The organism is Methylobacterium sp. HJ2 (assembly GCF_056431005.1).
Genome location: NZ_JBWJYM010000011.1, coordinates 16,829 through 31,365, shown reverse-complemented (window position 1 = coordinate 31,365; position 14,537 = coordinate 16,829). Strand labels below are relative to the sequence as shown.

Genomic DNA, 14,537 nt, shown 5'->3' with positions numbered 1-14,537 from the left:
ATGTTTCCGGTGTGCCGCTCAGGCCGCGGGCTTCAGCGCCCCGGTCCGCTCGTGGAAGTCCGGCCCGTTGACCGTGCGCGCCACGTGGCCCGCGCGGATCAGGTAGTCGCCGAAATGCTCGCCCGGCTCGCGGCCCTTGGCATAATCGGCGAAGAGCGGATCGAGGGTGTCGCGGATCTCGGACGCCGCGACGTCCTCGCGGTAGAGCTTGCTCAGGCGCGAGCCGTCATGGGCCGCGCCGAGATAGAGGTGGTAGCGCTCGGGGCCGCGGCCGACGAGGCCGATCTCGGCGATGAAGGGCCGGGCGCAGCCGTTCGGGCAGCCGGTCGAGCGGATGGTGATCGGCTCGTCCTGCAGCCCGTGGCGGGCGAGGCTCTCCTCGAGTTCCGTCATCAGGTCGGGCAGGTAGCGCTCGCTCTCGGCCAGCGCGAGGCCGCAGGTCGGCAGCGCGACGCAGGCGATGGAATTGCGCCGCAGCGCCCCCGCGCCCTTGGTCAGGGCGTATTCGTCGACGAGCGCCTCGATCTCGGCGCGCTTCTCCGCCGGCACGTTGGCGATGATCACGTTCTGGTTGCCGGTGAGGCGGAAATCGCCCTGGTGCACCTCGGCGATGCGGCGCAGACCGCTGAGGAACTGCGCGCCGTCCGGGATGTCCTTGATCCGGCCCGAGGGCACGTAGAGCGTGAGGTGGTGGCGCCCGTCGTCGCCCTCGACCCAGCCGTAGCGGTCGCCGTTGTCGGTGAAGGTGAAGGGCTTGGCGTCGGGCAGGGCCTTGCCGACCCGCTTCTCGACCTCGGCCCGGAAGGCGGCGAGGCCGTAGCGCTCGATCGTGTACTTGAGCCGGGCGTTCTTGCGGTTCTTGCGGTTGCCCCAGTCGCGCTGGACGGTCATCACCGCCTCGGCCACCTTCACGGCGTCCTCGGGTGCGCAGAAGCACATCACGTCAGCGGTGCGCGGGAAGGTGTCGGGCTCGCCGTGGGTCATGCCCATGCCGCCGCCGACGGTGACGTTCCAGCCCGTGACCGTGTTCGCCGCGTCGAGGATCGCGATGAAGCCGAGGTCGTGGGCGAACACGTCGACCTCGTTCGAGGGTGGCACCGCGACCACGATCTTGAACTTCCGCGGCAGGTAGGTGCGGCCGTAGACCGGCTCGACCTCGGCCGCCTCCTCGCTGCCGACCACGCGCTCGCCGTCGAGCCAGATCTCGCGCCACGCGCTCGTCTTGGGCAGGAGCGAGTCGGAGATGTCCTTGCCGAGCTGGTAGGCCGCCTTGTGGGCGCCGACCTGAGCCGGGTTCGTCGCCGCCATCACGTTGCGGTTGACGTCGCCGCAGGCCGCGATGGTGTCGAGCAGCGCCGAGTCGATCGCCGCCATGGTGCGCTTGAGGTTCGACTTGATCACGCCGTGGTACTGGAAGGTCTGGCGCGTCGTCGCCCGCAGCGCGTTGCCCGCATAGGTGCGAGCGATGTCGTCGAGGACGAGCCATTGCTTCGGGCTCACCACGCCGCCCGCGATGCGCAGGCGGATCATGAAGCTGTAGGCCTTCTCGAGCTTCTTCTTGGTGCGCTCGGCGCGGATGTCGCGGTCGTCCTGCAGGTACATCCCGTGGAACTTCACGAGCTGACCGTCATCCTCGGAGATCGCGCCGGTGGCGTGCTTGAGCAGGCCGTCGGCCAGGGTGCCGCGCAGGTAGCCGCTGGCGATCTTGATGTGCTCGTTGGCGGCCAGCCCCGCGGCGCGGGCGGCCTCGGCCTCGGTGATCGGCCGGTCGCCGGGCGGGGTCTCGTAGACGCGCGCGGCCGGGGTCTCGGTCTCGGCGGCGTCGCGGGGCTTGTGCTCGTCCATGGGAAGAATCCGATTCAAAGTCTCGACTTCGGCGCCGATCCCTCGTCTCCCTGCGGGAGAGCGAGCCCCTGCGGGAAAGGGTGGCCCGCGCCGCGGGTCGGGCGAGGGGAGCGCCGCTATCGCGGAGGGCGCTCCCCCCTCTCAACCGCCTGGTTCGCGCAGAGGGGCGGGTTGCCCGATCTCAGTACACGTCCTGCTGGTAGCGGTGGCTGCGCTCCAGCGCCGCGACCTGCGCCTCGGCCTCGGCCGGGCTCAGGCTCCGGGCGCGCTCGTAGGCGCGGACCACGGCCGCCCGCACGTCCTTGGCCATGTTCTTGGCGTCGCCGCAGACGTAGAGATGGGCGCCGCCCTCGAGCCAGTCCACCAGCTCGCCCGCATGCTGGTCGATGCGGTCCTGCACGTAGATCTTCTCGGGCTGGTCGCGCGAGAAAGCCACGTCGATCTTCGTGAGCGAGCCATCCTCCAGCGCGTCCTGCCATTCGAGTTGGTACAGAAAGTCGTGGGTGAAGTGCCTGTCGCCGAAGAACAGCCACGAGCGCCCGGGGGCCTCCACGGCCCGCCGCTCCTGCACGAACCCCCGGAACGGCGCGACGCCGGTGCCGGGACCGACCATGATGATGTCGGTGGCGGGATCCGCCGGCAGGCGGAAATGCCGGTTCGGCTTCAGCCGCACCCGGAGCTTGGCGCCGTCGCGGATCCGGTCCGCCACGTGGACCGAGGCGACGCCCGAGCGCGCCCGGCCATGCGTCTCGTAGCGCACCGCCGCGATGGCGAGATGGACCTCGTCGCCGACTTCCTTGCGCGAGGAGGCGATCGAGTAGGCCCGCGGGGGCAGGGGCCGGGTGATGCTGCCGAGATGCTCGGCGGTGAGCGTCGCTGGGAAGCTCTCGAGCAGGTCAATGAGGTGGCGGCCCTCGATCCAGGCGCGGACCTCGCCGCTCTCGACGAGCGTGCGCGCCTCGGCGTGGCCGGTCGCCTTGACGAAGCGCTCGACGGTCGCCGCCGACAGGGTGGTGACGTCCCGCTCGGCGAGCAGGGCCTTGCGCAGGGCCTCGTCGTCCGCGAGACCCGCCGCCCGCAGGATCTCGTCCACGAGCTGCGGGTCGTTCTCGGGATAGAGCTCCAGCGAATCCCCCGGCTCGTAGGCCGGCGCGCCGTCCTCGAAGGCGAGGGCGAGATGGATGGTTTCCTTGTCCGAGCGCGAGGAGTTCAGGTTCACGTGCTCGACCACCTCGGCGACCACGGGCTCGCGGCTGGGCTCCGCATCCTCGTCCTCGGCGCTCGCTGCGCGGGCGAAGTCCACCGCCACGACGTTGTCGGCGGGGGCCGGCGCCAGCGCCTTCAGGGTGCCCTTGATCCACTCGGCGGCGGGCGTCTCGAAATCGAGGTCGAGGTCGGCCCGCTCGGCGGCCCGGGTCGCCCCCAGCGCCTCGAAGCGGGCATCGAGCGCCTTGCCGATGGCGCAGAACTCCGCGTAGCTGGTGTCGCCGAGCGCCAAGACCGCGAACTGGACGCCGTCGAGCCGGGGGGCGCCGTCGCCCATCAGCTCGCCGTAGGCCCGCACGGCGCGGGCCGGCGGCTCGCCCTCGCCCCAGGTCGCCGCGATGGCGACGAGCTTGCCGGCCTTCGGCAGGGTCGCGAGGTCGAGATCGGCGAAATCGACGATCTTCGGCTTGAAGCCCTGCTTGCGCGCGAGCTTGGCCATGCTGCCGGCGAGCGCCTCCGAGTTCCCCGACTCGCTGGCGAACAGGATGGTGAGCGGCTCGGCGGCCTTCGGCGGCGCGGCCGGGACCGCGGCGGGCTGGCCGCCCGCGGCGTCGAGGCCCGCCAGGAAGCCCGCGAGCCAGGCGCGCTGGACCGGCGTCGCCGTCCCCAGGACGGCGTCGAGACTGGCGCGCTCGGTATCGCCGAACGGGGCTGTGCGGGGGAGGAGGGCTTGGCGTGACATAATCGGACCATGTCGTCGTCGAAGAGGCTTCTGTCAACGGGGAACGTTCTTTTTATAGAACCCGTCCCCCGGAGAAGAAGCCCGTCGTTGTTGCGGTGCGAAAGAGACGATTATTCCCCGACGACGGAGAGCGTGGGAATTGCCGGGAGATGGCGCCCCTGCGTCGGCGGGGCGGGGAGCGGCAGGGCGGTGGTGGATTTCACCTTCTCCATGGCGAAGCGGGAGGTGACGTTCTTGAGCGGGAGGGTGGCGATCAGGCGCTTGTAGAAGGCGTCGTAGGCCTGCATGTCCGCCACAACCACGCGCAGCATGTAATCGACGTCGCCCGCCATGCGGTAGAATTCCAGCACCTCGGGCATGTCCGAGACCGTGCCGGCGAAGCGCTCCAGCCACTCCTTGGAGTGATCCGCCGTCTCGATCGAGACGAAGACGGTGAGGCCGAGGCCGAGCTTGACCGGGTCGAGCACGGCGACGCGCCGATCGATCACCCCGTCGGCCTCGAGCCGCTGGATCCGCTTCCAGCACGGCGTCTGCGACAGTCCCACGCGCTCGCCGATCGCCGCGATGGAGAGCGTGGCGTCGGTCTGGAGCAGGGCCAGAATCTTCAGGTCGATCGAATCCATGGGACCTCCGGGGATCCCGCGCCGGCTCATCAGTGTCGCACGATCCTGGGCGGGCGTCCCGAGAGAAAGGCTCCTTCGAGAAGGATCTTCCCGTTTCGGGGCGATGGCCCGCCTCACGGAGTGGTGTACCGATATCCCCGGGCGCGGTGCCGAATGCGCCGGCTGCAACGCCGGCTTGCCTTGACTTCGTTCGTTATAGCGAACATTTCAGGCCTCGCACAACCTCTCGATCCCGCGCCGTACCCCATGATCTCTCTGGACCCACAGGCTGCCGACGCGTTCGCCGCAGCCCTGAAGGCGCACGACCTTCCCGGACGAATCGCCCTGATCGAGGCCGAGATGCCCGGGCGCCTCGTCTTCACCACGAGCCTCGGCATCGAGGATCAGGTGCTGACCCATGCCCTTGCCCTGGCGAAGGGACGCACCGAGATCGTCACCCTCGATACCGGCCGCCTGTTCCCTGAGACCTACGACGTCTGGGCCGAGACCGAGGCCGCCTATGGCATCCGCATCCGGGCCTACGCCCCGGAGCGCGAGGCCGAGGAGCGCTTCGTGCGCGAGGAGGGCATCAACGGCTTCCGCCATTCGGTCGCCGCGCGCCAGGCCTGCTGCGGCTTCCGCAAGGTCGAGCCGCTGGCCCGTGCGCTGTCGGGCGCCAGCGGATGGCTCACCGGCCTGCGCGCCGGGCAATCGGCCAACCGCGCCGCGACCCCGCTCGCGGAGTTCGATCCCGCCCGCGGGCTGATCAAGCTCAACCCGCTGGCCGACTGGACGCGGGCCGACATCGACGCCTTCGTGCGCGAGAACTACGTGCCCTACAACGTCCTGCACGACCGCGGCTTCCCGTCGATCGGCTGCGCGCCCTGCACCCGCGCCGTGCGCGTCGGCGAGCCCGAGCGGGCCGGCCGCTGGTGGTGGGAGCAGGAGGAGAAGAAGGAGTGCGGCCTGCATGTCGGCCGCCCCGAGGCCGCCGTGCAGCCGGGCCGCGAGGCCGCGATCTTCGAACCCGTGACATCCTCGAACCCTCTGGAGATGGCCCGATGAGCGCCACTTCCGCGGCCACAGCCGCGCTGACCCCCGACCGCCTGACGCACTTGCAGCGCCTTGAGGCCGAGAGCATCCACATCTTCCGGGAGGCGGTCGCCGAGACCGAGAACCCGGTGATGCTCTACTCGATCGGCAAGGATTCCAGCGTCCTGCTGCACCTGGCGCTGAAGGCCTTCGCGCCGGGCAAGCTGCCGTTCCCGCTGCTGCACATCGACACCACCTGGAAGTTCCGCGAGATGATCGCCTTCCGGGACCGGCGCGCGCAGGAACTCGGCGTCGATCTCCTGGTGCACACCAACCAGGACGGGCTCGCCCGCGGCATCGGCCCGATCAGCCATGGCTCGGAGGTCCACACCGACGTGATGAAGACGCAGGCCCTGCGGCAGGCGCTCGACAAGCACAAGTTCGACGCCGCCTTCGGCGGCGCTCGCCGCGACGAGGAGGCCTCGCGTGCCAAGGAGCGCATCGTCTCGCTCCGCACGGCGCAGCACCGCTGGGATCCGAAGCGCCAGCGCGCCGAGCCCTGGCACCTTTACAACCTGCGCAAGAAGCGCGGCGAGTCGCTGCGCGTGTTCCCGCTCTCCAACTGGACCGAGCTCGATATCTGGCTCTACATCGAGCAGGAGCGGATCCCCATCGTGCCGCTCTACTTCGCCAAGCCGCGGCCCGTGGTGGAGCGCGACGGCCAGCTCATCATGGTCGACGACGCGCGCCTGCCGCTCGCGCCCGGCGAGACCCCGCGCGAGGTCTCGGTTCGCTTCCGGACGCTGGGCGACTACCCCCTCACCGGCGCGGTCGAGAGCGACGCGGCGACGCTGCCCGAGATCATCGGCGAGACCCTCGCCGCCCGCACCTCGGAGCGTCAGGGCCGGGTGATCGACAAGGACGGCGCGGGCGCAATGGAGCGCAAGAAGCAGGAGGGCTATTTCTGATGACCATCCACCAGTCACCGGAGGCCTTCGGCTACGAGGCCTTCCTGGCCGCCCACCAGCGCAAGGAAGTGCTGCGCTTCATCGCCTGCGGCTCGGTGGACGACGGCAAGTCGACCCTGATCGGGCGCCTGCTGCACGACACCAAGCAGATCTTCGACGACCAGATCAGCGCCCTCCAGCGCGATTCCCGCAAGCACGGCACCCAGGGGCAGGAGGTCGATCTCGCGCTCCTCGTCGACGGCCTTCAGGCCGAGCGCGAGCAGGGCATCACCATCGACGTCGCCTACCGCTTCTTCTCGACCGAGAAGCGCTCCTTCATCGTGGCCGACACCCCCGGCCACGAGCAATATACCCGCAACATGGCGACCGGCGCCTCGACGGCGGACGTGGCGGTGATCCTGGTCGACGCCCGGCAGGGCCTCACCCGCCAGACCCGGCGCCACGCCCTCCTGGTCTCGATGCTCGGCATCCGGCGGGTGGCGCTCGCCGTGAACAAGATGGATCTGGTGGGCTGGTCGCAGGACAAGTTCGACCAGATCCTCGCGGGCTTCACGGAGTTCAGCCGCAGCTTCGGCTTCGCGGAGGTGCGGGCGATCCCGCTCTCGGCCAAGAACGGCGACAACGTCGTGCTGCCGGGGGCCGCCGCGACCTGGTACACCGGCACCACGCTGCTGCACTATCTTGAGACCGTGCCGGTGCGCGAGGAGGCCGCCGCCGCCCCATTCCGCATGGCGGTGCAGTGGGTGAACCGGCCCGATTCCGAGTTCCGCGGCTACAGCGGCCGTATCGCCAGCGGGCAGGTCCGTCCGGGCGACCGCGTCAGCATCGCGCCGAACGGACGGACCTCCACCGTCGCCCGCATCTACACCGCCGATGGCGACCTCGCGGTGGCGGGCGAGGACCAGTCCGTGACGCTCGTCCTTGCCGATCAGGTCGACGCCTCGCGCGGCACCGTCATCGTGGCGGCGGACCGGCCGATGCGGGTCTCCGACACGCTCCAGGTCCGCCTGTTCTGGGCCGCGGAGAGTCCGCTCGCCCCCGGCGCGGCGCTGCTCGCCAAGATCGGCACGGTGACGACGAACGCCACGGTCGCAGCGATCCGCAGCCGGATCGACCCGGAGACCGGCCAGCCCGGCCCCGCCGAGACGCTGGTGGCCAACGACATCGCCGACGTGACGCTGACCCTCGACCGGCCCGTGGCCTTCGACGCCTACGCGGAGAACCGCGAGACCGGCGGCCTGATCCTGATCGACCGCGAGACCACCGACACGGCCGCGCTCGGGCTCGTCCAGGCTCCGGACGCGCCGGGCAGCGAGGCTGAGGCCGATGCGGCGACACCGGTCCGCGCCGGCGGCTTCCTCGCGCGGCTCCGCGGCCTGTTCGGCGGCTGACCCGATCCCCGCGCCCGCTATTCGGCGGGCGCGGGACGCCGTCGCTCCTGCGACAGCAGGTAGAGGCCCGAGCCGATCACGATCATCGCGCCCGCGAGCGTCCAGCCGTTCGGCACGTCGCCGAAGACCAGGAAGCCCAGCGTCACGGACCAGATCAGCTGCGTGTAGATGAACGGCGCCAGCACGTTGGCCGGCGCCCGCGCGTGGGCGAGGATCAGCAGCCAGTGGCCGAAGGTGCCGAGCAGGCCTATCCCCACGAGCAGCGCCCAGACCGTCCACGAGCCCGGGCTGGTCCAGAGCCCCGGCATCAGCGGCGCCATCACGGCGAGCCCCGCCAGACCCGAATAGAACATCGTGGTTGCCGTCGAGTCGTAGGCCGCGAGCTTGCGGGTGAGGATGACGTAGAAGGCGTAGCAGACCATGTTGCCGAGGCTGAGCAGCACGGCCGGGTGCACGTCGCCGACCCCGGGCCGCACGATCACCAGCACGCCGAGGAAGCCGACCGCGATCGCCCCGAGGCGCCGGGGCGAGGACCATTCGCCGAGCAGCGGTCCGGCGAGCAGCGCCACGGTGAGCGGCGCCGCGAACTGGATCGAGACCGTCTCGGCGAGTTGCAGGTAGCGGAGCGCCAGGAAATTCAGCGCCGTCGTGCCGAAGAGCAGGAGCGAGCGCAGGATCTGGAGCAGCAGCCGCCGGCTGCGGACCACCTCGGGCTTCCGCACCGGGTTCAGCACCAGCGTGATCAGCGCCACGTTGACGGCGTAGCGCATGAAGGTGGCGACGAGGGGATCGACGCCGAGCCGGGCGAGCGTCTTGCCGCAGGCGTCGAGGCTCGCGAAGAACGCCACCGCCCCGCACATCAGCGCGATGCCGGCGAGGCGCCGGCGGTCCGGCAGGGCGGGGGCGTCCGGCGTAAGGGCGGGCGCCGGCAGGTCGGCTTTCGGGGTCACGGGATCTTCCCGGGCAGAATCGGAGACCCGCCTGATGAGACCCAATCGCGGTCTCCGTGGGGCGGATCGGCCGCTCGTGGACCGGGGCGGTGCCCGACCCCGGTCAGCGCTTCGCCGAGGCCTTCTGGGTCCGGGCCTTCTCGCTGTGCGTCGCGATCAGGGCCGAGAGATGCTGCTGGTCGAGGCCGAGCGTCGGGTTCTCGGCCGATGCGGCCGGCCGCTCGGGAGTGCGCGGCGTGATCGAGCCGGTGGTCACGGGATCGGGGTATCCCCCGATCTGGCTCGCGACCTGGGCGGGGGTATCCGCCGCGGGCTCGCGATGCATGCGCAGCACCCAATGGGCGGCCGTGGAGAGGACGGCGAGCGCAAGAATGGCCTTGATGCTCCCGGTGAGCAGGCGTCGCATGGTGTCAGGCCCGAGAGAACGCGGTGGCACGCGGCCGGATCCCCGGCCCACCTTGATCTTTGTCGATGAGCGTGAACGAACCGGAAACGCGCGCGGGGCCCCGCGTCCCGGAACGGGGCAGAGGGCAGGGGGCAGGGCGATCGCGCGGAGGCGGGCCCGCATCGGCGGGAACGTGGTGGGCCATGCGCCGAATCCGCGGTTCCTGTTCCCCGCGCCTCCGACACTCCTGCAGCGGCCCGGCCCACTGGGTCTCACAGGAACGGCCCAGAGAACTGGTCCGGGCCGTCCCGTCACTGCCGACCCCGCTACCATGCAGGCCCGAGCGGGCTCGCGAAACCTTCAGGCGCATCGGCCACGGGGAAGGCCGATGTAGAGGTCGCGTGCCCCGCGGGCAACCGGCTTGGGCGTTTGCCGGCCGCGGCGTTCCGTCTATCCGGCGCGGCGCAGGCGCGTCGCGTCCCGTTCGGGGAAGCCGATCGGCTGCCGCGGCGTTACATCCTTGGGCATGCGGGCGCGCCCGCCTCACCGATCCGATGCGAGGACCCGATGGAATACAGGCAATTCGGCCGCTCCGGCCTCAAGGTGCCGGTGCTCAGCTTCGGCACCGGCACCTTCGGCGGCACCGACGCGTTCTTCGAGCGCTGGGGCCGGACCGACGTCGCCGAGGCGACCCGCATGGTCGATCTCTGTCTCGACGCCGGCGTCACCCTGTTCGACACCGCCGACATCTACTCGGGCGGCGCGTCAGAGGAGATCCTCGGCCAAGCTCTCAAGGGGCGGCGCGAGCGGGCGCTGATCTCCACCAAGGCGACCTTCCCGACGGGGCAGGGGGCCAACGAGACCGGGTCCTCCCGCTATCACCTGATCCGCGCCTGCGAGGCGAGCCTGCGGCGGCTCGGCACCAACCATATCGACATCTACTTCATGCACGGCTTCGACGCGCTCACCCCGGTGGAGGAGACGCTGCACGCCCTCGACGACCTGACCCGCTCGGGCAAGATCGGCTATATCGGTGCCTCGAACTTCTCGGGCTGGCAGCTGATGAAGGCGCTGGCGACCTCGGAGCGCTACGGCCTCGCGCGCTACGTCGCCTACCAGGGCTACTACTCGCTGATCGGCCGGCACTACGAGTGGGAGCTGATGCCGCTGGGTCTCGACCAGGGCGTCGGCCTGATGGTCTGGAGCCCGCTGGGCTGGGGCCGCCTCACCGGCAAGATCCGCCGCGGCCAGCCGGCCCAGGGCGGGCGCATCGCCGCGGGCGGCGCGGAGGGCGGGCCGCCCGTCGCCGACGCGTATCTCTACGGCGTGGTCGATGCTCTCGATGCCGTCGCGGCTGAGACCGGCCGGAGCGTGGCCCAGGTGGCGCTGAACTGGCTGCTCGGCCGTCCCACCGTCTGCAACATCGTGGTCGGCGCGCGCACCGAAGAGCAGCTGCGCCAGAACCTCGGCGCGGTCGGATGGTCCCTGAGCCCGGATCAGATCGCCCGGCTCGACGCGGCGAGCCGCGAGACCCCGATCTATCCCTACTGGCACCAGACGGGTTTCGACGATCGCAACCCCAAGCCGACGACGTGGTGACCGGCCGCGCCATGCCGGAGGAGTCGCGCGAGACCCCGCCCGACGGCCTTCACGATAACGTCGCGGCGCAGCGCTTCGAGCGGACGACCGGCGGCCGCACCGTCTTCGCCGATTACGAGCGCCGTCCGGGCCGTCTCGTCATCCGTTACGTCTGCGCGCCGCCGGAACTCCGGGGGACAGGAGCGGCCGGGCGGCTGATGGAGGCGGTCGCCGGCCTCGCCCGCGCGGAGGATCGCCGTATCCTCGCGCTCTGCGGCTACGCGCGGCGCTGGCTTGCGCTCCACCCGGTCCATCGCGACCTCCTCGCGTGAGGCGCACCGGCCCGAGCGCCGCCGTTCGAGGGCAGCGGCCGGGCTCCGCGCCGGGCTGGCGGCCTGCTGGCCGCAGATCCTCGGCGGCTTCGGGCTGGGCAACGCCCTGCGGGTCCGGCTCTGGCCGGGGCGGCGCTTCTCCGCCGCGCGCTCCCGGCTCGCCCTGCCGCCGCCGGCGGGGCGGGACATCGTGATCGGTGCGGAGCTTGGCCGGGTCTGCCGCCTGCCGGGCACGCTCCTCGTGGCCGGGGTCCAATCCCGGAGGCCGTCGCCGTTCATCCGCTGCTGCGCAACCAGATCGTCCGCGAGCCCCTCGCCCACGCCTCCCGCCGCCTGACGGAGGTCCGCAGCCTCCTCGGGATGCGATGGGCTGCGGCTCTACGCGGCCTCGACGCTCAACCTCGTGGCGAGCAGGTGAACCCCCCGGACCCGTGCCGCTCCAGGCCGCCGAGATGCACGAGGCCCGGACCCGCGAGCGGATCGACAGCCTGCTCGTTTGGTGGGCGCGATCCTGAGCGTCGGCGACTTGGCGCAGTGAGCCGGCGGCGCCGATCCGCGCTCCGACCGGACGCATCTCCCAGCGATCGCCACCCGTGGGCGATGGGATCGGATCACTCGGCCCATCCCTCGTCTTCCCATCCGGCCTCGGCCCGCGTTTGCCGGCGCTGTCCTCTGCCTCCGGGTGGCACGCCTTTTCGATGTCCGGACGCGGCCTAGCTCCTCAGACGGGCTCACGGGAGACGCGGATGCACATCGGCGAGACGAGGGACGCGGTCGAGACGGCTCAAGCGCGCGCGTCCGAGGCGCGCAAGTTCCATACGCTGGACGCACTCAGGGGCGTTGCCGCCCTGGCCGTCGTCAGCATGCATTACGAGGCCCTGTTCGGATCTCTGACGGCGCGCAACGGCGGCCTGGCCGTCGACCTGTTCTTCCTCATGAGCGGCGCGGTCCTGGCGAACGCCTACGATCGCCGGCTGGCCGCGGGCATGGCGGGTTCGACCTTCATGCGCATCCGCGCCATCCGGCTCTATCCCCTCTACCTGCTCAGTCTCGTTCCGGCTTGCGCCGTCGTCGTCCTGAGCCTGCTGGGGAACGGTACGCTCGGGTACACCCCATCCCTGTTTCTCGGTGTCCTGGTCCTGGCCCTGTTCATGCTCCCCGGCCCGTCGGCGACCGGGAAGGATGGGATGTACCCCCTCAATCCACCGACGTGGTCGTTGTTCTTCGAGATCATCGTCAATTTCGTTTTCGTCCTGACCTGGAGATTTCTCAGTCTCAAGAGACTGGTCGCCGTCTGCGCGGCCTGCATCCCGGTCCTGGGCATCGCGATCTATCACTACGGGGACATCAATCGCGGCTCGGAATTTTCGGAAATCTGGATCGGATTGATCCGGACGGTGTTCGGATTCTTCCTGGGCGTGATCTTGGTCCGGATGGTGCGGCCCGCGCCGGTACGACATCTCGGATACTTCATCGGGATTCTCGTCGCGACGCTCGTCCTCCTCTGCGCGCCCTGGAGCCCGGCGCTGCGGCCCGGCGCTCAGTTCCTGAGCGTGGTCGTCCTGCTTCCCCTCATCGTGTTCTGCGCGATGCGCGTCGAACCGCCTGTCGGGCTGGTGCCGGCTTCCACCGTCCTGGGGCTCGCCTCCTACGCGATCTACGTGATGCACGTTCCGACCTTGCAGATCCTCCTCGCGGTCAACAACAAGATCGGGCATCTCCCAGTGGAGGCGGCCGCTCCGGCTATCGGGTTCGCGGTGTTGATCGTGCTGCTGGTGTTCGGATGGGTGCTGGATCGTTTCTACGACGCCCCTGTCCGGCGGCGGCTCAACACCCTGTTCGGACCGAGACGGAGGCCGGCCCTGAACGACGGGGCCGCGTGAGCGCCCGGATCTCCCCGAACCTAGCCGGGGACGCCGGGACCGGCTCTCGCGGCGGGCCGTTGACTATGCTCGGCTAATCTCTACCCAGGCATCCCTGTGAGACCGCACGGGCGTGCGGCTCCAAGAATAGGCAGGGCCGGAGTGCCCGCACCAGGAGGGCCGCCATGTCAATCTCCAGACGCCGCTTCCTCTGCACCAGCCTGACGGCGACGATCGGCGGCGCCGTGGCCGCGCCGCACGTCGCGCGGGCGCAGCGGGCGGACTTCACCTACAAATACGCGAACAACCTGCCCGACACCCACCCGATGAACGTCCGCGCCCGGGAGATGGCGGATGCATTGCGCACTGAGAGCGGCGGCCGGTTCGACCTGAAGGTCTTTCCCTCGAGCCAACTCGGCTCGGACACCGACACGCTCAGTCAGCTCCGCTCGGGCAGTGTCGAATTCTTCACGATGTCCCCGCTGATCCTATCGACACTGGTGCCCAACGCCTCGATCAACGGCATCGGCTACGCCTTCCCGAACTACGAGGCGGTCTGGAACGCGATGGATGGCGAGCTCGGCGCCTGGGTCCGCCAGCAGATCGCCAAGGCGAATCTCGTGGCCCTGGAGAAGATCTGGGACAACGGCTACCGCCAGACCACCACGTCCACGCGGCCGATCGCGACCCCGGAGGATTTCAAGGGTTTCCGGATCCGGGTTCCGGTCTCGCCGCTCTGGACCTCGATGTTCCGCGCCTTCGATGCCTCGCCGACCTCGATCAACCTCAACGAAACCTATTCCGCCCTGCAGACGAAAGTCGTCGAGGGTCAGGAGAACCCGCTCGCCGTGATCTCCACGACGAAGTTCTACGAAGTGCAGAAATACTGCTCCCTGACCAACCACATGTGGGACGGGTACTGGTTCCTGGCCAATCGCCGCGCCTGGGAGCGCATTCCCGAGGATCTGCGCACGATGGTGGCCCGCCACATCAATGCGGCCGGCCTGAAGGAGCGCGCGGACGTCGCGACGCTGAACGCCAACCTGCAGGCCGAACTCTCGGCCAGCGGCATGGTCTTCAACAAGCCGGATCCGGAGCCCTTCCGCGAAAAGCTGCGCAAGGCCGGCTTCTACGCCGAGTGGAAGGGGCGCTACGGCGAGGAGGGCTGGTCGCTCCTCGAGAAAGCCTGCGGCAAGCTCGCCTGAGGCGGGAGCCCGGGTTTCCGCGCGCCGGGGCCCGAGGCCGCGCCGTGCATCGTGCGGGTGCGCGGCGCGAGACCGGACTCGCCGGGCCCGGCGCGGACGCTGCATTGCAGCAATTCGGTTGATGACGGGTTACCGGCGCATGCCGCCACTGCATGGCAGGGACCGGATCTGCGGCCTAACGGCAAGCGCGGCACTGATGGATATTGCGTTGCAACATGCCGGGCGCCGGGCCCGGTCATCCATCAGGACCGTGCACGATGGCCACGCTCGCCTATCTCGTCGGACTCCGCGCGCCGCGCCGCGCACCGCTGCTCGCCCAGATCGCCGGCCGCATCGGCACCGTGGTCCGTCGGGTCGCCGAGGTCCGCTATACCGAGCAGCGCGAGCGGATTGCCCAGACCGGAACCTCCGGAATGATTTGAGGCGCCGCCGCCGCGAT

Annotated in this window: 13 protein-coding genes; 8 read left to right on the top strand and 5 right to left on the bottom strand. The window is 70.2% G+C overall.

Annotated elements, in window-relative coordinates; translation table 11 throughout:
• Nucleotides 1-18: 18 nt before the first annotated feature.
• The 3 genes from ACS5RC_RS22535 to ACS5RC_RS22525 all read right to left on the bottom strand — a co-directional run bounded on the left by ACS5RC_RS22535 (nt 19) and on the right by ACS5RC_RS22525 (nt 4,416).
• Entirely contained in the window at nt 19-1,845 is a 1,827-nt protein-coding gene (locus ACS5RC_RS22535; protein ID WP_478346160.1) for an NADPH-dependent assimilatory sulfite reductase hemoprotein subunit, read from the bottom strand.
• 181 nt (nt 1,846-2,026) lie between these two features.
• A complete protein-coding gene (locus ACS5RC_RS22530; RefSeq protein ID WP_478346159.1) occupies nt 2,027-3,793 on the bottom strand; it encodes a diflavin oxidoreductase in 1,767 nt (588 codons plus the stop codon).
• Nucleotides 3,794-3,903: 110 nt separating this feature from the next.
• Nucleotides 3,904-4,416, bottom strand: coding sequence for an Lrp/AsnC family transcriptional regulator (locus ACS5RC_RS22525; protein WP_478346158.1), 513 nt, complete (start codon nt 4,414-4,416; stop codon nt 3,904-3,906).
• Between the two features lie 246 nt (nt 4,417-4,662).
• Between ACS5RC_RS22525 and ACS5RC_RS22520 the strand changes: the two genes are divergently transcribed.
• Genes ACS5RC_RS22520 through cysN form a run of 3 tightly spaced genes read left to right on the top strand, consistent with a single transcriptional unit; the run spans nt 4,663 to nt 7,786 of the window.
• On the top strand, nt 4,663-5,460 hold the full coding sequence (locus tag ACS5RC_RS22520; RefSeq protein WP_478346157.1) for a phosphoadenylyl-sulfate reductase: 798 nt from the start codon (nt 4,663-4,665) through the stop codon (nt 5,458-5,460).
• Entirely contained in the window at nt 5,457-6,395 is a 939-nt protein-coding gene (gene cysD, locus ACS5RC_RS22515) for a sulfate adenylyltransferase subunit CysD (protein ID WP_478346156.1), read from the top strand. Before ACS5RC_RS22520 ends, cysD begins: the two co-directional genes overlap by 4 nt.
• Nucleotides 6,395-7,786 (top strand): sulfate adenylyltransferase subunit CysN, encoded by a 1,392-nt coding sequence (gene cysN, locus ACS5RC_RS22510; RefSeq protein WP_478346155.1) that lies wholly within the window; start codon nt 6,395-6,397, stop codon nt 7,784-7,786. The genes cysD and cysN overlap by 1 nt, the downstream gene beginning before the upstream one ends.
• 17 nt (nt 7,787-7,803) lie before the next feature.
• Here the strand turns inward: cysN and ACS5RC_RS22505 are convergent, their stop codons facing one another.
• Together ACS5RC_RS22505 and ACS5RC_RS22500 are read right to left on the bottom strand one after the other, a co-directional pair.
• Nucleotides 7,804-8,736, bottom strand: coding sequence for a DMT family transporter (locus tag ACS5RC_RS22505; RefSeq protein ID WP_478346154.1), 933 nt, complete (start codon nt 8,734-8,736; stop codon nt 7,804-7,806).
• A gap of 103 nt (nt 8,737-8,839) precedes the next feature.
• Entirely contained in the window at nt 8,840-9,172 is a 333-nt protein-coding gene (locus tag ACS5RC_RS22500; RefSeq protein WP_478346153.1) for a hypothetical protein, read from the bottom strand.
• Nucleotides 9,173-9,688: 516 nt separating this feature from the next.
• On the opposite strand from ACS5RC_RS22500, the gene ACS5RC_RS22495 reads away from it, so the two are divergent.
• The 5 genes from ACS5RC_RS22495 (at nt 9,689) to ACS5RC_RS22475 (ending at nt 14,520) form a co-directional block, all read left to right on the top strand.
• Nucleotides 9,689-10,720, top strand: coding sequence for an aldo/keto reductase (locus ACS5RC_RS22495; protein ID WP_478346152.1), 1,032 nt, complete (start codon nt 9,689-9,691; stop codon nt 10,718-10,720).
• Nucleotides 10,717-11,031: a GNAT family N-acetyltransferase gene (locus ACS5RC_RS22490; protein WP_478346151.1), complete on the top strand. Its 315-nt coding sequence runs from the start codon at nt 10,717-10,719 to the stop codon at nt 11,029-11,031. The genes ACS5RC_RS22495 and ACS5RC_RS22490 overlap by 4 nt, the downstream gene beginning before the upstream one ends.
• Nucleotides 11,032-11,777: 746 nt before the next feature.
• Nucleotides 11,778-12,914, top strand: a complete 1,137-nt coding sequence (locus ACS5RC_RS22485) for an acyltransferase family protein (protein WP_478346150.1) — start codon at nt 11,778-11,780, stop codon at nt 12,912-12,914.
• A 164-nt stretch (nt 12,915-13,078) separates the two neighbouring features.
• Nucleotides 13,079-14,098, top strand: a complete 1,020-nt coding sequence (locus ACS5RC_RS22480; RefSeq protein WP_478346149.1) for a TRAP transporter substrate-binding protein — start codon at nt 13,079-13,081, stop codon at nt 14,096-14,098.
• A gap of 257 nt (nt 14,099-14,355) precedes the next feature.
• On the top strand, nt 14,356-14,520 hold the full coding sequence (locus tag ACS5RC_RS22475) for a hypothetical protein (RefSeq protein ID WP_478346148.1): 165 nt from the start codon (nt 14,356-14,358) through the stop codon (nt 14,518-14,520).
• Nucleotides 14,521-14,537 lie beyond the last annotated feature (17 nt).